Genomic DNA, 16,766 nt, shown 5'->3' on the forward strand with positions numbered 1-16,766 from the left:
CGGCTCACGCGGGATCGGCGAAAGCCCGTGAATGCCACGGCAGGCCAAGCGAGCGGCCCTCGGCACTGGAAGTCGATGACGCCGCGTAGCTGGCGACGTCGTAGCGGCCGCCTGGACCAATGGGTCGGGCTCTCTTGCGGCTATGGGCGGCACTGTCTGTGTCTCTACGCTGGGACAGGCCTGGTGGTCGAGCGCGACAGCGTCCAGGTTTTGCCGTTGGCTGGCGAATCGAGCGTGCGGGTCGGAATGCGCCGGATGCCGGTGGGCTTTAAGTAGGAGGTACGACGACCGAAGGAGAGTGCGAACCGAGATGCGAACCATCACTTTCGCCGAGTACGGCGGGCCCGAAGTGCTGCAGCTGAAGGAGGTTCCGACACCTGAGCCTGGCCCGGGGCAGGTTCGGGTCGCGGTCAGGCGCGCGGGGATCAACCCGATCGACTGGAAGATTCGTTCGGGGGCGATGGCTGGCGGTGCCGGACTCGAAGCTCCGCAGATTCCGGGCCTGGAGATCGCCGGAGTGGTCGACGCGGTGGGCGACGGCGCCGAATTCGGCGTCGGCGATGAGGTGTTCGGCTGGTCGGCCACCGGCGGGTATGCGGAGTTCGCGCTCGGCGGTGCGATCGTTCGCAAGCCTGCTGACCTCTCCTGGGATGACGCGGCGGCATTGCCGGTTGCTGGCGAAACCGCGTTGCGCGTGTTGCGGCTGCTCGACGTCAAAGCTGGCGAACTGTTGGTTGTCCACGGAGCGAGTGGCGCTGTCGGTCGTTTCGCGGCACAGATCGCGGTCGCATTGGGCGCGACGGTGATCGGAACGGCTGGACAGCACAATCTCGATGAGGTGAAAGCGCTGGGCGTGATTCCGGTGCGTTACGGCGATGGGTGGCTGGAGCGGGTCCGTGAGGTGGCGGACCGGCCGGTCGACGCGGTGTTCGACGCGTCCGGCCATGGCGTTTTACCGGAATCGATCGAGTTGCGAGGGTCGAAAGATCGTATCGTGACCATTGCCGACGGTGCGGCTTTCGAACTCGGACTGCCGTTCTCGTCTGGCGGTCAGGACGGGCAGACACCAGAGGTGCTGAACGAGATTCTCGGGTATGTACACAATGGGCTGCGGATTGCGCAGGGGAAGACATTCCCATTGGAGGAAGCAGCAGCCGCGCAGGAGGAGAGCCGGAACGGGCACCCTGGCGGGAAGCTGACTCTTGCCATTTCCTGACCGCGATAGTCGGCTAGGCTCGACGACGGGTCGGCTCGGCAGGTTGGTGTTGCCGGTCTGCGGAAAGTGGCCGTTGCCGCTCAGGGGCGAAAAGGCTGAGGACCGTGGGCGGACGCTCCGAGGGTGAGCGACTGTGGCCACTCAGCGGCGACAAATGTGGGTCGCGGAAACTAGGCGCGCCGACGCAAGTGATTCGTCGCCGTGAGGCGGATGACGGGGCGGCGGTTACCTGCGACAAGCCGGAGGAGCCGTCGTCATCCGGCGGCGAGGCGAGTCGGGTGGCTGTCGCCGTTGAGCGGCGAATAGGCCCGGTCGCAGTCAGCCGAAAGGACAACCGGCCGGGTTGGAGACCCGCAGAGAAGTGTCGCCAAAAAACGGCAACTCCCCTCCGCGGGCCCGTGACCAGGGTTTTCGTCAGTGCGCGACCGGCTGGGAAGGCACAGGACGGCCGACCAAAGCCCGGCGGCGACGCTGTGGCGGGATGCGGACTGTGCCGAGGGCCGAGTGGACAGCTGCCTCGGCAAGAGCGGCCAGCGAACGGCGGTCTTCGGCGCGGCCCGGGGCGATCTCCGGGCATACGCGCACTTCCAGGACCAGACCGCGCAGCGCGGCGACCCGGCGCAGGGACGCGATGAGCGACTCCGGCCCGATGAACGCCGGCTGGCTGGTTTCGCGGCCATCGGCGAGGCGGTAGCGGAGGGCGATCGGCCGGACCGGAACTCCTCCGTCGATCGCGGCTTGGAAGGTGGCGGTCGTAAAGCGGCCGGAGGCCAGCCCGCACCAGGTGGTGCCTTCGGGAGTCACGTTGACGAGCGCACCGGCGCGGAGGCTGTCGGCAAGTTCGGACATGATGTCCGGCAACGCGCGCAGACGGTTGCGGTCCAGGAAAATGCTGCCGCCGCGGCGCACGAGCGTCCCCAGGACTGGCCAGGAGGCGATCTCGATCTTCGCGAGGGCGCGCATCGGGCGCAGCGCGTTGATGGCGATGATGTCCAGCCACGAGATGTGGTTGTTCACCACGAGCGCACCGCGACCCGCCGGGGCAGCTAGGAAGTCCGCACCGCCCACCACGGACATCCGCACCCCGAACGCCCTCAGCACTGCCCGGAAGATCCGGCGCACCAAGCGTTCCCGGCTCCGGCCGCGAATCACCAGCAGCGCCGGCGCGATCAGCAGCGCCGCGAAGACCACGGAAACCGCCGCAGTGAAACGCAAAATCCGTCGGGGCAAGCCGACCGTCGGCGCGCCTTCAGTGAGACAACCGTCACCGCAGGGCGACGTCGGCATCCATGCGTGACTCATCCTTGCGCCCCGAGGAAGAACTTCAAGTACCGCTCGTCGACCTGCTGCAGATCAAGAAGGACGAAGAAGTCCGCGACCCCGAAGTCAGCGTCGAGGGCCGGCGGGCCGCACACTTTGGCACCAAGCCGCACGTAACCTCTGATCAGCGGCGGAAGCATGGCCCGGTCGGGACGCGCGATCGCGCCCGGCTCCCAAGGGTTCAACGGCGAGACGAGCAACGAGTCGTCGGCGTGATGCTTGGTGCGCAGGACATCCCAGACGCCCGCGGCGTAGCTGCCGCCGTCGTTGATCGGGACCGAAGCACAGCCGGCGAGGTAGCGATGTCCGGAAAGGAGCATGTAGCGCGCGATCCCGGCCCACACCAGGCTCACGACGGCGCCGCTGCGGTGGTCGGGGTGGACGCAGGATCGTCCGGTCTCGACCAAGGACGGTCGCAGCGCGGCGAGCGTCGTCAGGTCGAATTCGCTGTCGGAATAGAGCTTTCCGGCCTGTGCGGCGCGCTCCGGCGGGAGCATGCGGTAGCAGCCGACGATCTCGCCGGTGTTGTCGTCGCGGACCACGAGATGGTCGCAGAATTCGTCGAAGTAGTCGACGTCCCGGCCGGGCTCCGGGGAATGCAGTTCCGCCCCCATCTCCTCGGCGAAAACCCGGTATCGCAGTTTCTGTGCGGCGAGCACTTCATCGTTCCCATTGGCGACCAGAAGCGAATACCGCGGCGCGCCTGCGGGAAGGTCGGCACCCGCCTGATCAGTACTGACGAGGAGCTGTGACGACGTCATGGTCAAGGTGTACCTGCCGGTAAGCGGCCTCGGAGAGTGCCAATCGATGACCGGTCAGTGCACGTTGAGTTAATTGCGGGTTCTCAGGTTCCTCTCAGGCAACCGAGAAGCTCCCGGAGAACGCGGAAGGCCGCCGCGTGACGAGCACGCGACGGCCTTCCGGGCGAAAGAAAAACGTCAGCCCTTGCGCTTGTCGACAGCGTCGGTCAGCTGCGGCGCGACGTTGAACAGGTCGCCCACCACGCCGAAGTCGGCGATCTCGAAGATCGGGGCCTCGGCGTCCTTGTTGACCGCGATGATCGTCTTCGACGTCTGCATGCCGGCGCGGTGCTGGATCGCGCCGGAGATGCCGAGCGCGATGTACAGCTGCGGCGACACCGTCTTGCCGGTCTGGCCGACCTGGAACTGCGCCGGGTAGTAGCCGGAGTCGACGGCGGCACGGGACGCGCCGACAGCCGCGCCGAGCGAGTCGGCCAGCTTCTCGACGACGTCGAACTTCTCCGCCGAACCGACACCGCGGCCACCGGACACGACGATCGACGCCTCGGTCAGCTCCGGACGGTCGCCGCCGACGACCGGCTCGATGCCGGTGATCTTGGCGGACTTCGCCGGGTCCTGAGCCGGGATCTCGACTGTCTCCTCGGCGGCCGCGCCATCGGCAGTCTCCGCCTCGACCGCGCCCGGACGCACCGACACGACCGGCGCGCCCTTGGCAGCCTTGGCCTTGACGGAGAACGCGCCACCGAAGATGGACTGGTCCACAGTGCCGTCGGCGTTGACCCCGACCGCGTCGTAAAGCAGACCGGAGCCCAGCCGCAGCGCGACCCGCGCGGCCACCTCCTTGCCCTCGGCGCTGGCGGCGACGAGCACCGCCGCCGGGGAGACCTGCTCGGCGAGCTTCGCGAGCACGTCGACCTTCGGCGTTACCAGGTAACCGGCGGCGTCGTCGCCCTCGGCGACATACACCTTCGCCGCGCCGTGACCGGCGAGCGCTTCCTTGGCCTTCGCCGCAGTGCCAGTCGGGCCCACCACCACAGCGGAGGGCTCGCCGAGGGCGCGCGCAGCGGTCAGCAGCTCCAGCGTGACCTTCTTGACATCACCGTCGACGTGGTCGACGAGGACGAGTACTTCAGCCATTTTCCGGAATCCTCCTCAAAACCGTGTCTCAGATGAGCTTCTGCGCGACCAGGTACTCAGCGACCTTCGAGCCGCCGTCGCCCTCGTCCTCGACCTTCTCGCCCGCGGTGCGCGGCGGCTTCGGCGAGGCCTCGACGACAGTCGACCACGCGTTGGCTAGGCCGACCTCGCCCGCGTCGATGCCCAGGTCGGCGATGGTCAGCGTCTCGACCGGCTTCTTCTTCGCGGCCATGATGCCCTTGAACGACGGGTAGCGCGGCTCGTTGATCTTCTCGCTCACGCTCACCAGCGCCGGCAGGTTCGCCTCAAGGTGGGTGATCCCGTCTTCAGTCTCGCGGTCAGCCTTCACTGCGGAGCCCTCGACGGTCAGCTGACGCACGTAGGTCAGCTGCGGGACGCCGAGCAGCTCGGCCAGGATCGCGGGCACAGCGGCACCGCGGCCGTCGGACGCCTCGTTGCCGGCCAGGATCAGGTCGAAGCCCTCGACCTTGCCGACGGCGGCGGCGATGACCTTCGCGGTGGCGACCGCATCGGAGCCGTGCAGCGCCTCGTCGGACACGTGGATGGCCTTGTCGGCACCCATGGAGAGCGCCTTGCGGATCGCGTCGGTCGCACGGTCGGGGCCGACCGAGATTACGGTGACCTCGCCCTCGCCGGCTTCCTTGATCTTGAGGGCCTCTTCGACGGCCTTCTCGTTGATCTCGTCGAGCACGGCGTCGGCGGATTCGCGGTCAAGGGTGTTGTCGGAACCGGAGAGCTTCCGCTCCGAGTAGGTGTCCGGTACCTGCTTGACCAGGACAACGATGTTCGTCATGGGTCTTCTTCGACCTCCCGGTTGGGGCCGGCTCTCGGCCGCGGGACAGTGCTCTACTGAGCGGTAGATTAGGGGCAATTCCGCAGCCGGACCCCTCGAGGTGACGGCATTCACCTGGATGAGCAATCTAATGGGACTATCGTCCTAGTAATTGCCTGGTTAGCCCGTCCAACGAGCCGCTCGCCCGATCGGAGCAACGGTCACTTACTCGCAGTAGGCCGTTAGGGGTTACGCTCCGGCACCATGTCCGCGCACATCGCCGTAGTCACCGACTCGACCTCGTGCCTGCCCGAGCAACTCGCCGCCCAGTGGCGAATCAATGTCGTCCAGGTCCAGCTGCACGTCGGCGACCAGACGGACGACGAGCACCGCTTCGACCGGAGCGAACTCATCCAGACGATGAAATCCGGCGCGGCCGTCACGACCTCGCCGCCCGATCCGGGCGCGTTTTTCTGGAGCTACCAGGACGCGGCCTCCGCCGGCGCGTCCGCCATCGTGAGCCTGCACATCTCCGGACGGCTTTCGCAGACCGTCGAAGCCGCCCGCGAAGCCGCCCAGCAGGTCCGGATCCCCGTGCACATCCTCGACAGCGGGACGGCGAGCATGAGTCTTGGCTACGCAGCGGTGTCCGCCGCCCGGGTCGCCGGGGCCGGCGGACAGCTCGAGCGGGTCCTGGACGCCGCGGAACGGCGAGTGCGCAGTTCGACCGAACTGATCTATGTCAACACGCTCGAATACTTGCGGCGATCAGGACGGATCGGTGCCGCCCAGTCGATGCTCGGAAGTGCGTTCGCGATCAAGCCGCTGCTCACCGTCCGCAATGGAGAAGTGAGCCCGCTCGCCCGCGTTCCCGGCACCAAACGAGCGATGAACCGGCTCGTCGACCTGGCTGTGAAGGCGGCTGGCGACCAGCCGGTGGACCTCGCGGTGACCCGATTCGGCTCCGACGAGAACGAGATCGTCCGGCGGTTGCGGGAGCGTGTGCCAGGCGCGGGCGAGATCGTGGTGGGCGACGCGAGCACCGTGATCGGAGCTCACGTCGGCCCAGGTGCGCTCAGCATCACGGTATCGCCGTCGAACTGACCTCGATTCGCCGTCCCGGGACCAAAAGCACCACGAGCGGCAGCAGGACCGTCACCGCCAGCCCGCCGATGATGAGCACCTGGTCGAGCTGCGGATAGTGCCCCAGGTGACCCGCGTGGTAGATGAGGTGCGGGACGGCGAACAGCAACGCCGCGATCGCCACCAGCCTCGCGACAGTTGTGGCGCCCATCACGGCAGCGCCCATCAGCATCGCGCCGAGCGCCAGGCTGAGTCCGCCGAAATCGATGATGAAATGCTCGTTGTAGGGCCCGTCCATGGAGACCCAGCCGTGCCGGAAACCGGGAAAGTCCTGGTAAAACCCCATCGGGTCGAGCAGCGGCCACAGCCCCTGCACCAGGGTGTAGAGACCGAGCAGGATCAGGAGGATGCGCGTGATCGTCCGTTGCATACCGCTGGAACGAGACCGCTGCGCGAAACGTGACAGGCGCTAGGGTCGCGCAGGTGACCAACGCAGCCACCCGGGCCGAGGCACTGCACCTCACCGGCGAACGGACCGTCCCCGGCATCCCCGAGGAAAATTACTGGTTCCGCCGCCATGAAGCCGCGTACCTCGCCCTCCTCCCCCACTGCGCCGACGCGACGGTGCTCGAAGCCGGCTGCGGCGAGGGCTATGGTGCCGGGCTTATCGTCCAGCATGCCCGGCGAGTGCTCGCACTGGACTACGACGTACCGACCACCGAGCACGTCGCACGCCGGTACCCAAGTGTCGCGGTCGCGCGAGCCAACCTGGCATACCTCCCGTTGCAGGACGGCGCTGTCGACGTGGTGGCGAACTTCCAGGTGATTGAGCACCTCTGGGACCAGGACGGTTTCCTCGCCGAATGCTTCCGCGTCCTGCGCCCGGGCGGGAAACTGCTGGTCACGACCCCAAACCGGCTCACTTTCACGCCGGACAGCGACACCCCGCTCAATCCGTTCCACACGCGCGAACTGGCACCGTCCGAAATGGACGAATTGCTGCGCGCAGCCGGGTTCACCGTGGCGGCACTGAACGGGCTGCATCATGCAGAATCCCTGCGCACCGTGGAAACCCGCTACGGCGGCTCGATCATCGACGCCCAACTGGACGTCGTCATGGGCTCGCTCCCCGGACAGGCCACCTGGCCCGCCGAACTCCTCGCAGACGTCGCAGCGATCCGGGCCGACGACTTCGCCGTCCACAGCGACGACCTTGACGCAAGCCTCGACCTGGTGGCCGTGGCGGTGCGCCCGTGAGCGCCCGGAATCCCGCGCACGAAGGCACGTTCTGCCTCGTCTTGCACAGCCACCTGCCGTGGCTGCCGCACCACGGCAGCTGGCCGGTCGGGGAGGAGTGGCTGTACCAGGCGTGGACGCATTCGTATCTGCCGGTCGTCGACCTGCTGCGCCGATTCGCCGCAGAAGGGCGACACGACGTACTGACACTCGGCATAACGCCAGTTCTCGCCGCGCAGCTCGACGATCCGTACGCTATCCGCGCCTGCCACGACTGGATCGGCCACTGGCAACTGCGCACGCAGCACGCATCGACGCTCTGGCACGGCGATCCGTTGCTGCGCGACCTAGCCGCCGTGGAGCACCAGGCCGCGATGCACGCCACCGAGGAGCTGGAGGCGCGCTGGCGACACGGTTTCTCGCCGATCCTTCGGTCGCTTGTGGACAGTGACACGATCGAACTGCTCGGCGGACCGCTGGCCCATCCGTTCCAGCCACTGCTGGACCAGCGAGTGCGACGGTTCGCCCTCCAGGCCGGACTCAAGGACACCGCGCTGCGTATTGGCCGCGCGCAAGAAGGTATTTGGGCACCTGAATGTGGTTATGCACCGGGAATGGAACAAGATTATCACGATGCCGGTGTGCGACGCTTCCTTGTCGATGGCCCTTCACTCCATGGTGACACTTCAGCCGCACATCCCGTCGGAGACTCCGACGTAGTCTGCTTCGGCCGCGATCTCGACGTCACCTACCGGGTTTGGTCGCCGAAAGCAGGCTATCCAGGCCATGCGGCGTACCGGGATTTCCACACCTGGGCGCATGAGGTCGGACTGAAGGCATCGCGTGTCACCGGAAAAACCGTTGAACCGCAAGACAAATCTCCATACGAACCCGCGCTTGCCGCGGACGTCTTAGGTTCGCACGTCAAGGATTTCGTCGAAACTGTCGTCGCGCGGCTGAGAGCCCTCCGCGAGCAACACGGCCGCGAGTCGCTTGTGGTTGCGGCATACGACACGGAACTCTTCGGACACTGGTGGCACGAAGGCCCAGCGTGGCTCGAAGGAATCCTGCGCGCGCTGCCCGAAGCCGGCGTCCGGGTGACCACATTGCGCGGCGCGCTCGACGCTGGTCATCTAGGCGAACCGGTCCAGCTGCCCGCGTCTTCATGGGGTTCCGGCAAGGACTGGCGAGTATGGGACGGCGAGCAGGTCGCAGACATGGTGCAGGACAACACTGCCCTGCAGGCCCGCCTGCTCGACCTGGTCGATAAGCAAGATGGGACCACTCGCGACGCCGTTGCCGATCAAGCCGTCGCTGAGGCGATGATGGCGCTGTCCAGCGACTGGGCGTTTATGGTCACCAAAGACTCCGCCGCCGACTACGCCCGCCGGCGGGCCCGTGTGCACACCGAACGATTCGATGCCCTGGCGGGGTTGCTGCGCAGCGGGGATCGCGCTCGCGCGCTCACCCTGGCCGAGGAATACCGCCGGGCCGACGGCCCGTTCGGACATCTGGACGCGCGCGCCCTGCGGCGTCCTCGCACATGACGATCGAAGGGAATTCCATGGGAATCCGCGACCTGCCCCTCAAGACCCTGGCCGGCGAAGACGCCTCCCTCGGCGGACCGCTGGCCGGCAAGACGCTGCTCGTGGTGAACGTGGCGTCGAAGTGCGGGTTGACGCCGCAGTACACCGGCCTGGAACGCCTGCAAGAACGCTACGGCGACAAGGGCTTCTCGGTCGTCGGGTTCCCCTGCAACCAGTTCGCCGGTCAGGAGCCAGGCACGGCGGAGGAGATCCAGACGTTCTGCTCCACCACGTACGGCGTGTCGTTCCCCCTCTTCGAGAAGATCGACGTCAACGGCGAAAGCCGTCATCCGCTCTACGCGAGCATCACGGAAACTCCTGACGCGGACGGCGAAGCCGGTGACGTGCAGTGGAACTTCGAGAAGTTCCTGATCAGCCCGGACGGCAAGGTGCTCGGCCGCTTCCGGCCGCGCACGGAGCCTGAAGACGAGACGATCGTCGCGGCGATCGAAGCGGCACTGCCTGCTTGAGCTACGGTCCTGCTCTCCGGCCAGCGTTTATCGCGGCCGGAGAGCATTTGCCGTTTTACGGCAAATGCCGGTGAACGCAGAGACGGCTGGCTTCCCACGGAGATAGCCCCTGATCATTGGTCGCTGCCGTTGCCGTTCAGTGGCGAAAGGTCCAGCGTTCATCACCTCTGCTTGTTCCCTGCGTCGTCTTGTCCGCGGCGTTGTCGCCTCTTATCGACGGCTGTCGACCAATGACGTGAGTCGCCATCAGCGGACGTCACCGCGCACCACAACGTCAGCCCGGTGCCACGGCCGAGGATGCCGTCGCCGTCCAAGGGCTGGTTCGACACCAAGGTCGACACAGCACCGTAGACGGTGACGCACCATGCCCGGACCGGACGGCATCTCGCCAGCTTCGAAACACCGTTGGCCAGTTCGTCGCCGGTGAGCGGCGAATCGCGAGTCGGCCTGGTTCGCCCCCCCAGGCCGCAGCCCAGTGCAGGACTGCATATCTTGCGTTGCCGCTCAGTGGCGAATCGCAGGTCAACGGCTGTCCGAAGCCTCGCCGGCCAGCTCGGCAGCGGTCTTCACCTCGGGGTGCGAACCACGCGCGATCACCGCTCGGTTGTGGTTCGCGGCGTCGGCGAAGTCGAGCTTCTGCACTCGGCGGTCGTAGGTGAGGAGGCCGTTCACTTCGTTCTCCACATCAGTGGTCTGAGTATAGATCGCGCCGGACAACCCCAGATCGGAAACCAACCGTTCGAGGCGTTCACTCACCTCCGCGTACCGGCGAGTGAGGTGCGCCGAATCAGTCGCCATTTCGTAGGCATTGGGCGGGCCTGGCCAAATGTGATCTTCGAGTACCAAGCCCAGGCCGCCGTATTCGCCGTCCACCAATGCGCGATGGTCCCCCTCGTGCGGCTCCCCCGGCCCGACGTACGTGTGATCGTCGTAGATGTCGCCAGCACCAGTGTCTGTGCGAGAGAAACAGCAGTTCACTCCGCTGTTGGCGATCACCAGCCGAGTCGGGTCGAGTTCCTTCACGAGCGCCGCGATCCGGGCCGTGTCGAATTCTCCCCATCCTTCGTTGAACGGCACCCAGGCGACGATCGACGGGACGTTGCTCAGCTGCGCGACCATTTCCCGCAACTCGGCCTCGAATCGCTGTTGCCCCTCGGGCAACGGATCCGGCGCGTGGCCGGGCGGACCGGCGAACGAGACGACCAGCGACGGCATGTCCTGCCAGACCGCCAACCCCAGCCGGTCCGCCCAGTAGTACCAGCGCGCGGGTTCGACCTTGACGTGCTTGCGGACCAGGTTGAACCCGAGTTCCTTCGTCTTCTCCAGATCGAACCGGAGCGCCTCGTCTGTCGGCGCGGTGTAGCCGCCGTCCGGCCAGTAGCCCTGGTCGAGTGGTCCGTGCAGGAAGGTCATTCGGCCGTTCACAGCGATCCGTGGCCGTCCGTCGACATCCGGGACAATTTCTACCGTTCGCAGGCCGCAATAACTGGCGACTTCGTCCAATACATCACCGTGCGCATCGAGAAGACGGACGGTGATGTCGTAGAGAAACGGATCGTCGGGAGACCACGGATGCGGTTCCGGAAGGTTGGCCCGCAGCCGCGAGCCAGCGGCACCCCGAATGCGTACTGCCTCGTCGCCGTTTGGCGGCGAAACGATCAGCTCCGTTTGAGCGCCACCGGTGACCTGCGGGAACACAGACACGCCGGACAGGTCCGAGGTGACTTCGATGGAGGAAATGCGCTCGTTCGGCACCGGCTCGACCCAGACGGTCTGCCAAATGCCCGACGTCGGGGTGTAGCAGATACCGCCGGGGGCGTTGCGCTGCTTGCCGATCGGGTACGGCTCGATGTCCGTACGGTCCTCTGCGCGAACGGTAATTTCCTGCGGTCCCGATGCACGGAGCGCGTCTGTGATGTCCGCGGAGAACGACGTGTACCCGCCCTCATGGGTGACCACCGTCTGGTTGTTGACCCGCACCTCGGCTTTCTGGTCGACTGCACCGAAATGCAGCAACACCCGCCGCCCGCTCCAGCTTTTCGGGACCTCGAACAGCCGCCGGTACCACAGCACTTCGTCGCGTCGGCCGATTCCGGAGAGGGCCGATTCCGGGGCGAAGGGAACCAAGATGCGCTCGCTGTACCCAACAGGTCGTGGTGCCGCGGGCGAAGCAGGCCATCCTGCGTACTCCCAGATGCCGTTAAGGCTCAGCCATTCTGACCGGCGGAGCTGGGGTCGCGGGTACTCGGGCAGCACCGCGGCCGGGTCGACTCGGTCGGTCCACGGGGTAGTCAGTGGCGGATCCGCTCGCTGCCATTCGGGCTCTGTTGGAGTCATCGCCGGTCATGGTGGCAGAGAATCGCGGTCCGCGACATGGCTTCAGGGCTGCTCGGACAGGTGGCACCCAGGTGCTGCTCGACGGCTACGTCAGCCGTCTGTGGTCGCTGGCTGGCAACTGGTCCTCGGTGGAGGTTCCTCGGGCGAATCAGCGGAACTGCTGTCGGCGACCTCCTCGCCGATCAGCGGCTAACCGCTGGTCAGCGCGATTCAACCTCGGGTGCAGAGGGTGTGCGGCGGCACGAGAGAGTTACTCGTCGCGGCAGGGGCCCTAGCAGGAAACTCGCACTTCAGCCTGGTGGTCGCCACTGCCCGCATAGGCGTGCTGAGCTGCGGGGATGCGGTCGTCGCAAGCTGGCAGAACGACCAGACAGGACTGTTGCCGTTTTTTGGCGAAACGCTCTGACCAGCGGATTCTCCCCAGCGCTAGCACTCTTGCGCGAGGTCGCGACAAGGCTTTCCGTCGGTCGTTCGGGCGGCCGCCCCGGAGTAAGCGACTGGCGAGTAACCTCGGGCCATGCGCGTGCTGATGTTGTCCTGGGAGTATCCGCCGGTGGTCATCGGCGGGCTGGCCCGGCACGTTCACGCGCTGGCGAGACACCTCGCGCAGCAGGGCCACGATGTCGTCGTCCTCTGTCGGCACACCGCAGGTACCGACGCCTCGACGCATCCGCGCAGCGACCGGGTCATCGAGGGGGTCCGCGTCGTCCGTGTGGCTGAGGATCCGATGCACCTGACTTTCGAGCGGGATCTTGTCGCGTGGACGCTCGCCATGGGCCACGCCATGATCCGGGCGGCGCAGGATTTGCTCCGCACATGGCAACCTGACGTCGTCCATGCCCACGACTGGCTGGTCACGCATCCGGCGATCGCGGTCGCCGAGGCTGCTCGGGTGCCGCTCGTCGGGACCATCCACGCGACCGAAGCGGGCCGGCATTCGGGGTGGCTGTCGCATCCGCTCAACCAGCAGGTGCATTCGGTCGAATGGTGGCTTGCCAACCGCGCCGACGCGGTGATCACCTGTTCGCAGGCCATGCGCAAGGAAGTCGCGCACCTTTTCGAGATCGACCCGGCCGACGTCGCGGTGATCCACAACGGCATCGAGGGGCGCAGCTGGCGCGTGTCGTCCGCCGAGGTCGTGAGGATGCGAGAGCAGCACAGTCCGGACGGGGCTCCGTTCCTGCTGTTCTTCGGCCGGCTGGAGTGGGAAAAGGGCGTGCAGGACCTGCTGGCCGCACTGCCGCGGATCCGCCGACGGTTCCCCGGGACTCGGGTGGTCGTCGCCGGAAAAGGGCGACATCATGACGAACTCGTCGCGCAGGCTCGAAAGCTGCGGATTCGCCGGGCCGTGGACTTCGTCGGCCATCTCTCCGACCGTGACCTGCGAGCTCTTCTCGCCGCAGCCGATGCGGTCGTGCTGCCGAGCCGGTACGAGCCGTTCGGGATCGTCGCGCTGGAGGCTGCCGCCGCGAAAGCGCCGTTGGTGGCGTCGACCGCGGGCGGGCTCGGCGAGGTTGTCATCAATGGGGAGACCGGTTTGGCTTTCGCGCCGGGTGACGTCGCTGGTCTCGCCTCATCCGTGACGACAGTCTTGAGTGACGTCCCGGCCGCGACCCGGCGCGCGCGTGCGGCGCAGGCTCGGCTTGGCGCGGACTTCGATTGGGGGCGGATCGCGGAGGCGACCGTCGAGGTTTATCGGCGGGCTCGGGTCGGCGAGCCAGCAGAGTTGGGGCGACCGAAGATCGCGACTGGCAACGCGTTCGAGGTGTAAGATAAGCGTTTGGTCAGCGGTGGCTCGCGTGATTCGCCGCTTAGTGGCGAATACCTGGTCAGGGTGCTTTCAGCGGGGGTCGACGGCGGCGATGAGGTCGCGGTAGTCGGGGTCTGCTGCCACGCGGTCGAAAGCGTTCGCCAAGGCGGCTTCGTAGACCGGAACGGCTTTGCGCAACGTGACCCGTCCGGCGTCGGTGATTCCGGTGTAGACGCCTCGGCGGTCGTATTCGCAGAGACGTCGTTCGGTCAGACCGGTCCGTTCGAGCCGGCCCACCAGGCGGGTCGCGGAGCTCTGGTTGAGTGACGTCGCGTCCGCGAGCTCCTGCATGCGGAGCTCGCCGTCGGGGCGATCGGCCAGCGACATCAGGGCGACGAATTCCGAGAAGCCCAGGTGCAGCTGCCGTTGCAAGGCCTGCTCTACCTCATGGTCGATGCGGCTGCGAAGTGCCATCATGCGGGGCCACATCGCGCCGAGGGTGGTGAGTTCCGCCCCTGCCTGCTTGCGGCCGGGGGAAGGTGTGGTGGTCACGCGAACGACCTCTCCGGCAAAGCCTTGTCCGGCGTCGACAAATGACGCCGAGACCTCTTGTATAGCACATGTGCGCGCATGCAATTGGGCGTTCGTCAAGCCTCTCGCTGTCCGGGGTCGCGGGTGACCTGCATGGTCTCGGGCGGCGGGAGAACCCGGCGTTTCTGGCTGTGCGGAAGTCTCGACCGCTCGGCGGAACCGGTCAGGCCAACGTCCGCAGGAACTGTTGCAGCAACGGGTTGACCTGCTCTGGATGCGTCAGTGTCGGGGTGTGGGCCGCGCCGTGGACTACGTGCACATTGCTGGCATTCGGGAGGCGTTCGCTCAGCAGGTCCATGCGGTCGCGCGGAAGGGAAACGTCTTGCTCGCCCCACATCAGCAACGTCGGGCAGGTAATTTCGTTCAGACGGCCCGAGACGTCGTCTCGTTCCAGCAGGCAGTGCGCGGCCGGGCCCAGCGGTAGTGCGGGTGTGGCACGCCATCGTGTGCGCAACTCGTCGCGCAGGTCGGATTCTCCGAGGAGTTGTGTCGACAGCGGTATGATGAGGTCATCAATTGGGCCGTATTCGCGCAATGCGGCGAACATGTCGCCATAGGCTGCTTTGTCGGCCGGGTCGCACGGTGTTGCTTCGGTGTCCCATAGCACCAGGCCTGCGACCCGTTCGGGCGCCAGCAATGCAATTCGCAGCGCTGTGAAGCCGCCTTGGGACAGTCCGCCTGCGACGGTGCGTTCGATGCCTAGGTGGTCGAGCAGACCGAGCGCGTCTCTTGCTTGGTCCCAGTAGGTGTATGACGTGCCGGGATGGTCGTCCGGGGTTTGCCCGTGGCCGCGGGCGTCCCAGCTGATCAAGCGCCACTCTGGCGCGAGCACCGCTGCTTGTGGCGAGAACGTTGAGTGGTCCAGGAAGTAGCCATGTCCCAGAAGCAACACCGGTCCGTCTCCCCCGGTGTCGGCGAAGAAGATCGGGCGGTCGTTGACGGTCGCCATGGGCATTGGCTGGCCTCCAAGTTCGTCGCAAGCTACGGTGCCGCGCCGGTGCAGCGTAGTGACGAAAACGCGTTCACAGTGCCCGCGGCCAGAACCAGGCAGGTTCGCTGCCAGTCGGCGGAACTGGGGATGTCGGGCTGGATACGGTCAGTCGTCAGCCTTCGCCGATTCGGTTGAACCGCCGGCGAGTTTGAGGCAGATGACTCCGGTAATGATCACTGCCAGGAACAGGATGCGCAGCGGCCCCAGACTTTCGCCGAAGATGATCGCGCCGAAGATCGCGGCACCGCTCGCGCCGATACCGGTCCAGACCGCGTAGCCGACGCCGACGTCGATAGTGCGCAAGGCCAGGCTGAGCGTGAAGATCGTCGCGGCGGCCGTAATCACTGTGGCGATCGACCACGGCAGATTGGTGAAGCCTCGGCTGCCGTCCGTGCTGACGGCGAACGCGATTTCGCAGACTCCGGCGAAGAGAAGAATGCCCCATGCTCGGCGAGTGGTCTGCGACTTCTCCGGTGTGCTGACTGGTGCGGCTTCGGACTGAACGGACACGGCGGAAATCCTTTCGGGAGCGGGAAGACGAGCGTTCAGGCACCGGTCAGCTGGAGGCCGATGATGCCGCAGATCACCAGGCCGAAGCCGATGAGTTTGCGCCAGTTGAGCTTCTCATTGAAGATCAGCGCGCCCAGCAGCACGATGCCCACCGAGCCGAGACCGGTCCAGATCGCATAGCCGGCGCCGACGTCCAGGGTCAGCAGGGCCCGGCTGAGGAAGAAGATGCCGCCGGCCGCCATGACCAGCGTGAACACCGACGGCCACAGCTTGGTGAACCCGTTCGTGGCGTTGGCTCCGAGTGCGAAGGCGATCTCGAAGAGCACAGCGATGCCGAGGTAAAGCCAATGCATGATTTCTCCGGGTGCGAGTGAGGTCGGAAGCTGCTCGGCGCCCTCGCCGGCGACGCTCCCCCAGGTAGTTACTTGTGCAATATATGTATGTCGAATCAAATAAGCAAGAGGGGTTCGTCAGGTGGGCGGAGCGATGCCGGGTGCCTGCCGAGGAAGGGAGCCGTGGGTGGCCAAGAGGGCGATCGAACGCTTGAAAATGGGCGTTGAGCAGGCATTCGCCACTGAGCGGCAACGGCGTTCGGCCGGGACGAGGCTGGAGTCGGAAAGTTCGACGCCGCCCGTTCGCATCACCGGTCAGACCAGTCGAGGAACCGGGATCTCGGCTGGATAGTCCGTTCAGAGAGCGCGACGGCTGGGCGCGGCCACGGTCTGGAGACCGGTCGAACGGAGCGGGCGAGATCCATCCGGGACGGAGGTGTCACGGACCCGGCGGCAGAGGAGTCTGGGGCTGGAGCGCGTGTCCGAACTGGGCGATGCGGTCAAACCGGCCGCAGTGATCGGTGAGGTCCGGACGAGAGGCGGGATCAAACGAGTTCTAGCGTCGTGCGGGGATTCGCCACTGACCGGCCACGACAACACCGCTCCGAACAGCACCGAGGCTTCCGCAGGGTTCGGGCAGCGCGCGAGCGGAA

16 protein-coding genes are annotated in these 16,766 nt (G+C 66.3%); 6 read left to right on the top strand and 10 right to left on the bottom strand.

Going from position 1 to position 16,766, the window contains the following annotated elements:
* Positions 1–310: 310 nt before the first annotated feature.
* Positions 311–1,216, top strand: a complete 906-nt coding sequence (locus BM362_RS18370; protein ID WP_067583243.1) for an NADP-dependent oxidoreductase — start codon at positions 311–313, stop codon at positions 1,214–1,216.
* Between the two features lie 414 nt (positions 1,217–1,630).
* Here BM362_RS18370 and BM362_RS18375 read toward each other — a convergent pair whose 3' ends face one another.
* The 4 genes from BM362_RS18375 to BM362_RS18390 all read right to left on the bottom strand — a co-directional run bounded on the left by BM362_RS18375 (position 1,631) and on the right by BM362_RS18390 (position 5,248).
* On the bottom strand, positions 1,631–2,518 hold the full coding sequence (locus BM362_RS18375; protein ID WP_093573965.1) for a lysophospholipid acyltransferase family protein: 888 nt from the start codon (positions 2,516–2,518) through the stop codon (positions 1,631–1,633).
* Positions 2,515–3,297: a GNAT family N-acetyltransferase gene (locus BM362_RS18380; protein WP_093573966.1), complete on the bottom strand. Its 783-nt coding sequence runs from the start codon at positions 3,295–3,297 to the stop codon at positions 2,515–2,517. Before BM362_RS18380 ends, BM362_RS18375 begins: the two co-directional genes overlap by 4 nt.
* Before the next feature lie 177 nt (positions 3,298–3,474).
* Positions 3,475–4,434 (bottom strand): electron transfer flavoprotein subunit alpha/FixB family protein, encoded by a 960-nt coding sequence (locus BM362_RS18385; protein ID WP_093573967.1) that lies wholly within the window; start codon positions 4,432–4,434, stop codon positions 3,475–3,477.
* A gap of 28 nt (positions 4,435–4,462) precedes the next feature.
* Entirely contained in the window at positions 4,463–5,248 is a 786-nt protein-coding gene (locus BM362_RS18390; RefSeq protein WP_067583255.1) for an electron transfer flavoprotein subunit beta/FixA family protein, read from the bottom strand.
* 243 nt (positions 5,249–5,491) lie between these two features.
* Between BM362_RS18390 and BM362_RS18395 the strand changes: the two genes are divergently transcribed.
* A complete protein-coding gene (locus tag BM362_RS18395; protein ID WP_093573968.1) occupies positions 5,492–6,331 on the top strand; it encodes a DegV family protein in 840 nt (279 codons plus the stop codon).
* Here BM362_RS18395 and BM362_RS18400 read toward each other — a convergent pair.
* Positions 6,309–6,740 carry a hypothetical protein gene (locus tag BM362_RS18400; protein ID WP_093573969.1) on the bottom strand — a complete coding sequence of 144 codons (432 nt, stop codon included), beginning with the start codon at positions 6,738–6,740 and terminating at the stop codon, positions 6,309–6,311. The genes BM362_RS18395 and BM362_RS18400 overlap by 23 nt on opposite strands.
* A gap of 53 nt (positions 6,741–6,793) precedes the next feature.
* On the opposite strand from BM362_RS18400, the gene BM362_RS18405 reads away from it, so the two are divergent.
* The 3 genes from BM362_RS18405 to BM362_RS18415 are packed head-to-tail and all read left to right on the top strand — an operon-like array spanning position 6,794 to position 9,602.
* A complete protein-coding gene (locus tag BM362_RS18405) occupies positions 6,794–7,567 on the top strand; it encodes a class I SAM-dependent methyltransferase (protein ID WP_093573970.1) in 774 nt (257 codons plus the stop codon).
* Entirely contained in the window at positions 7,564–9,093 is a 1,530-nt protein-coding gene (locus BM362_RS18410) for a 1,4-alpha-glucan branching protein domain-containing protein (RefSeq protein ID WP_093573971.1), read from the top strand. Before BM362_RS18405 ends, BM362_RS18410 begins: the two co-directional genes overlap by 4 nt.
* A 17-nt stretch (positions 9,094–9,110) precedes the next feature.
* Positions 9,111–9,602, top strand: a complete 492-nt coding sequence (locus tag BM362_RS18415; protein ID WP_093573972.1) for a glutathione peroxidase — start codon at positions 9,111–9,113, stop codon at positions 9,600–9,602.
* A gap of 522 nt (positions 9,603–10,124) precedes the next feature.
* Here BM362_RS18415 and BM362_RS18420 read toward each other — a convergent pair.
* The gene (locus tag BM362_RS18420; RefSeq protein WP_093573973.1) at positions 10,125–11,939 is read right to left on the bottom strand and encodes a glycoside hydrolase family 2 protein; all 1,815 of its coding nucleotides are present in this window, start codon (positions 11,937–11,939) and stop codon (positions 10,125–10,127) included.
* 517 nt (positions 11,940–12,456) lie between these two features.
* Between BM362_RS18420 and BM362_RS18425 the strand changes: the two genes are divergently transcribed.
* Positions 12,457–13,710 (top strand): glycosyltransferase family 4 protein, encoded by a 1,254-nt coding sequence (locus tag BM362_RS18425; protein ID WP_093573974.1) that lies wholly within the window; start codon positions 12,457–12,459, stop codon positions 13,708–13,710.
* A 69-nt stretch (positions 13,711–13,779) separates the two neighbouring features.
* Here BM362_RS18425 and BM362_RS18430 read toward each other — a convergent pair whose 3' ends face one another.
* The 4 genes from BM362_RS18430 to BM362_RS18445 all read right to left on the bottom strand — a co-directional run bounded on the left by BM362_RS18430 (position 13,780) and on the right by BM362_RS18445 (position 16,134).
* Complete coding sequence (locus BM362_RS18430; protein WP_093573975.1) at positions 13,780–14,241, bottom strand: MarR family winged helix-turn-helix transcriptional regulator; 462 nt, start codon at positions 14,239–14,241, stop codon at positions 13,780–13,782.
* Between the two features lie 202 nt (positions 14,242–14,443).
* The gene (locus BM362_RS18435) at positions 14,444–15,229 is read right to left on the bottom strand and encodes an alpha/beta fold hydrolase (protein ID WP_232791700.1); all 786 of its coding nucleotides are present in this window, start codon (positions 15,227–15,229) and stop codon (positions 14,444–14,446) included.
* Between the two features lie 147 nt (positions 15,230–15,376).
* Entirely contained in the window at positions 15,377–15,781 is a 405-nt protein-coding gene (locus BM362_RS18440) for a DMT family transporter (RefSeq protein WP_067583278.1), read from the bottom strand.
* 35 nt (positions 15,782–15,816) lie between these two features.
* The gene (locus tag BM362_RS18445; RefSeq protein WP_093573976.1) at positions 15,817–16,134 is read right to left on the bottom strand and encodes a DMT family transporter; all 318 of its coding nucleotides are present in this window, start codon (positions 16,132–16,134) and stop codon (positions 15,817–15,819) included.
* Between the last annotated feature and the right edge of the window lie 632 nt (positions 16,135–16,766).

The organism is Amycolatopsis rubida, from assembly GCF_900115345.1.
In the GTDB taxonomy this organism is placed as follows: domain Bacteria; phylum Actinomycetota; class Actinomycetes; order Mycobacteriales; family Pseudonocardiaceae; genus Amycolatopsis; species Amycolatopsis rubida.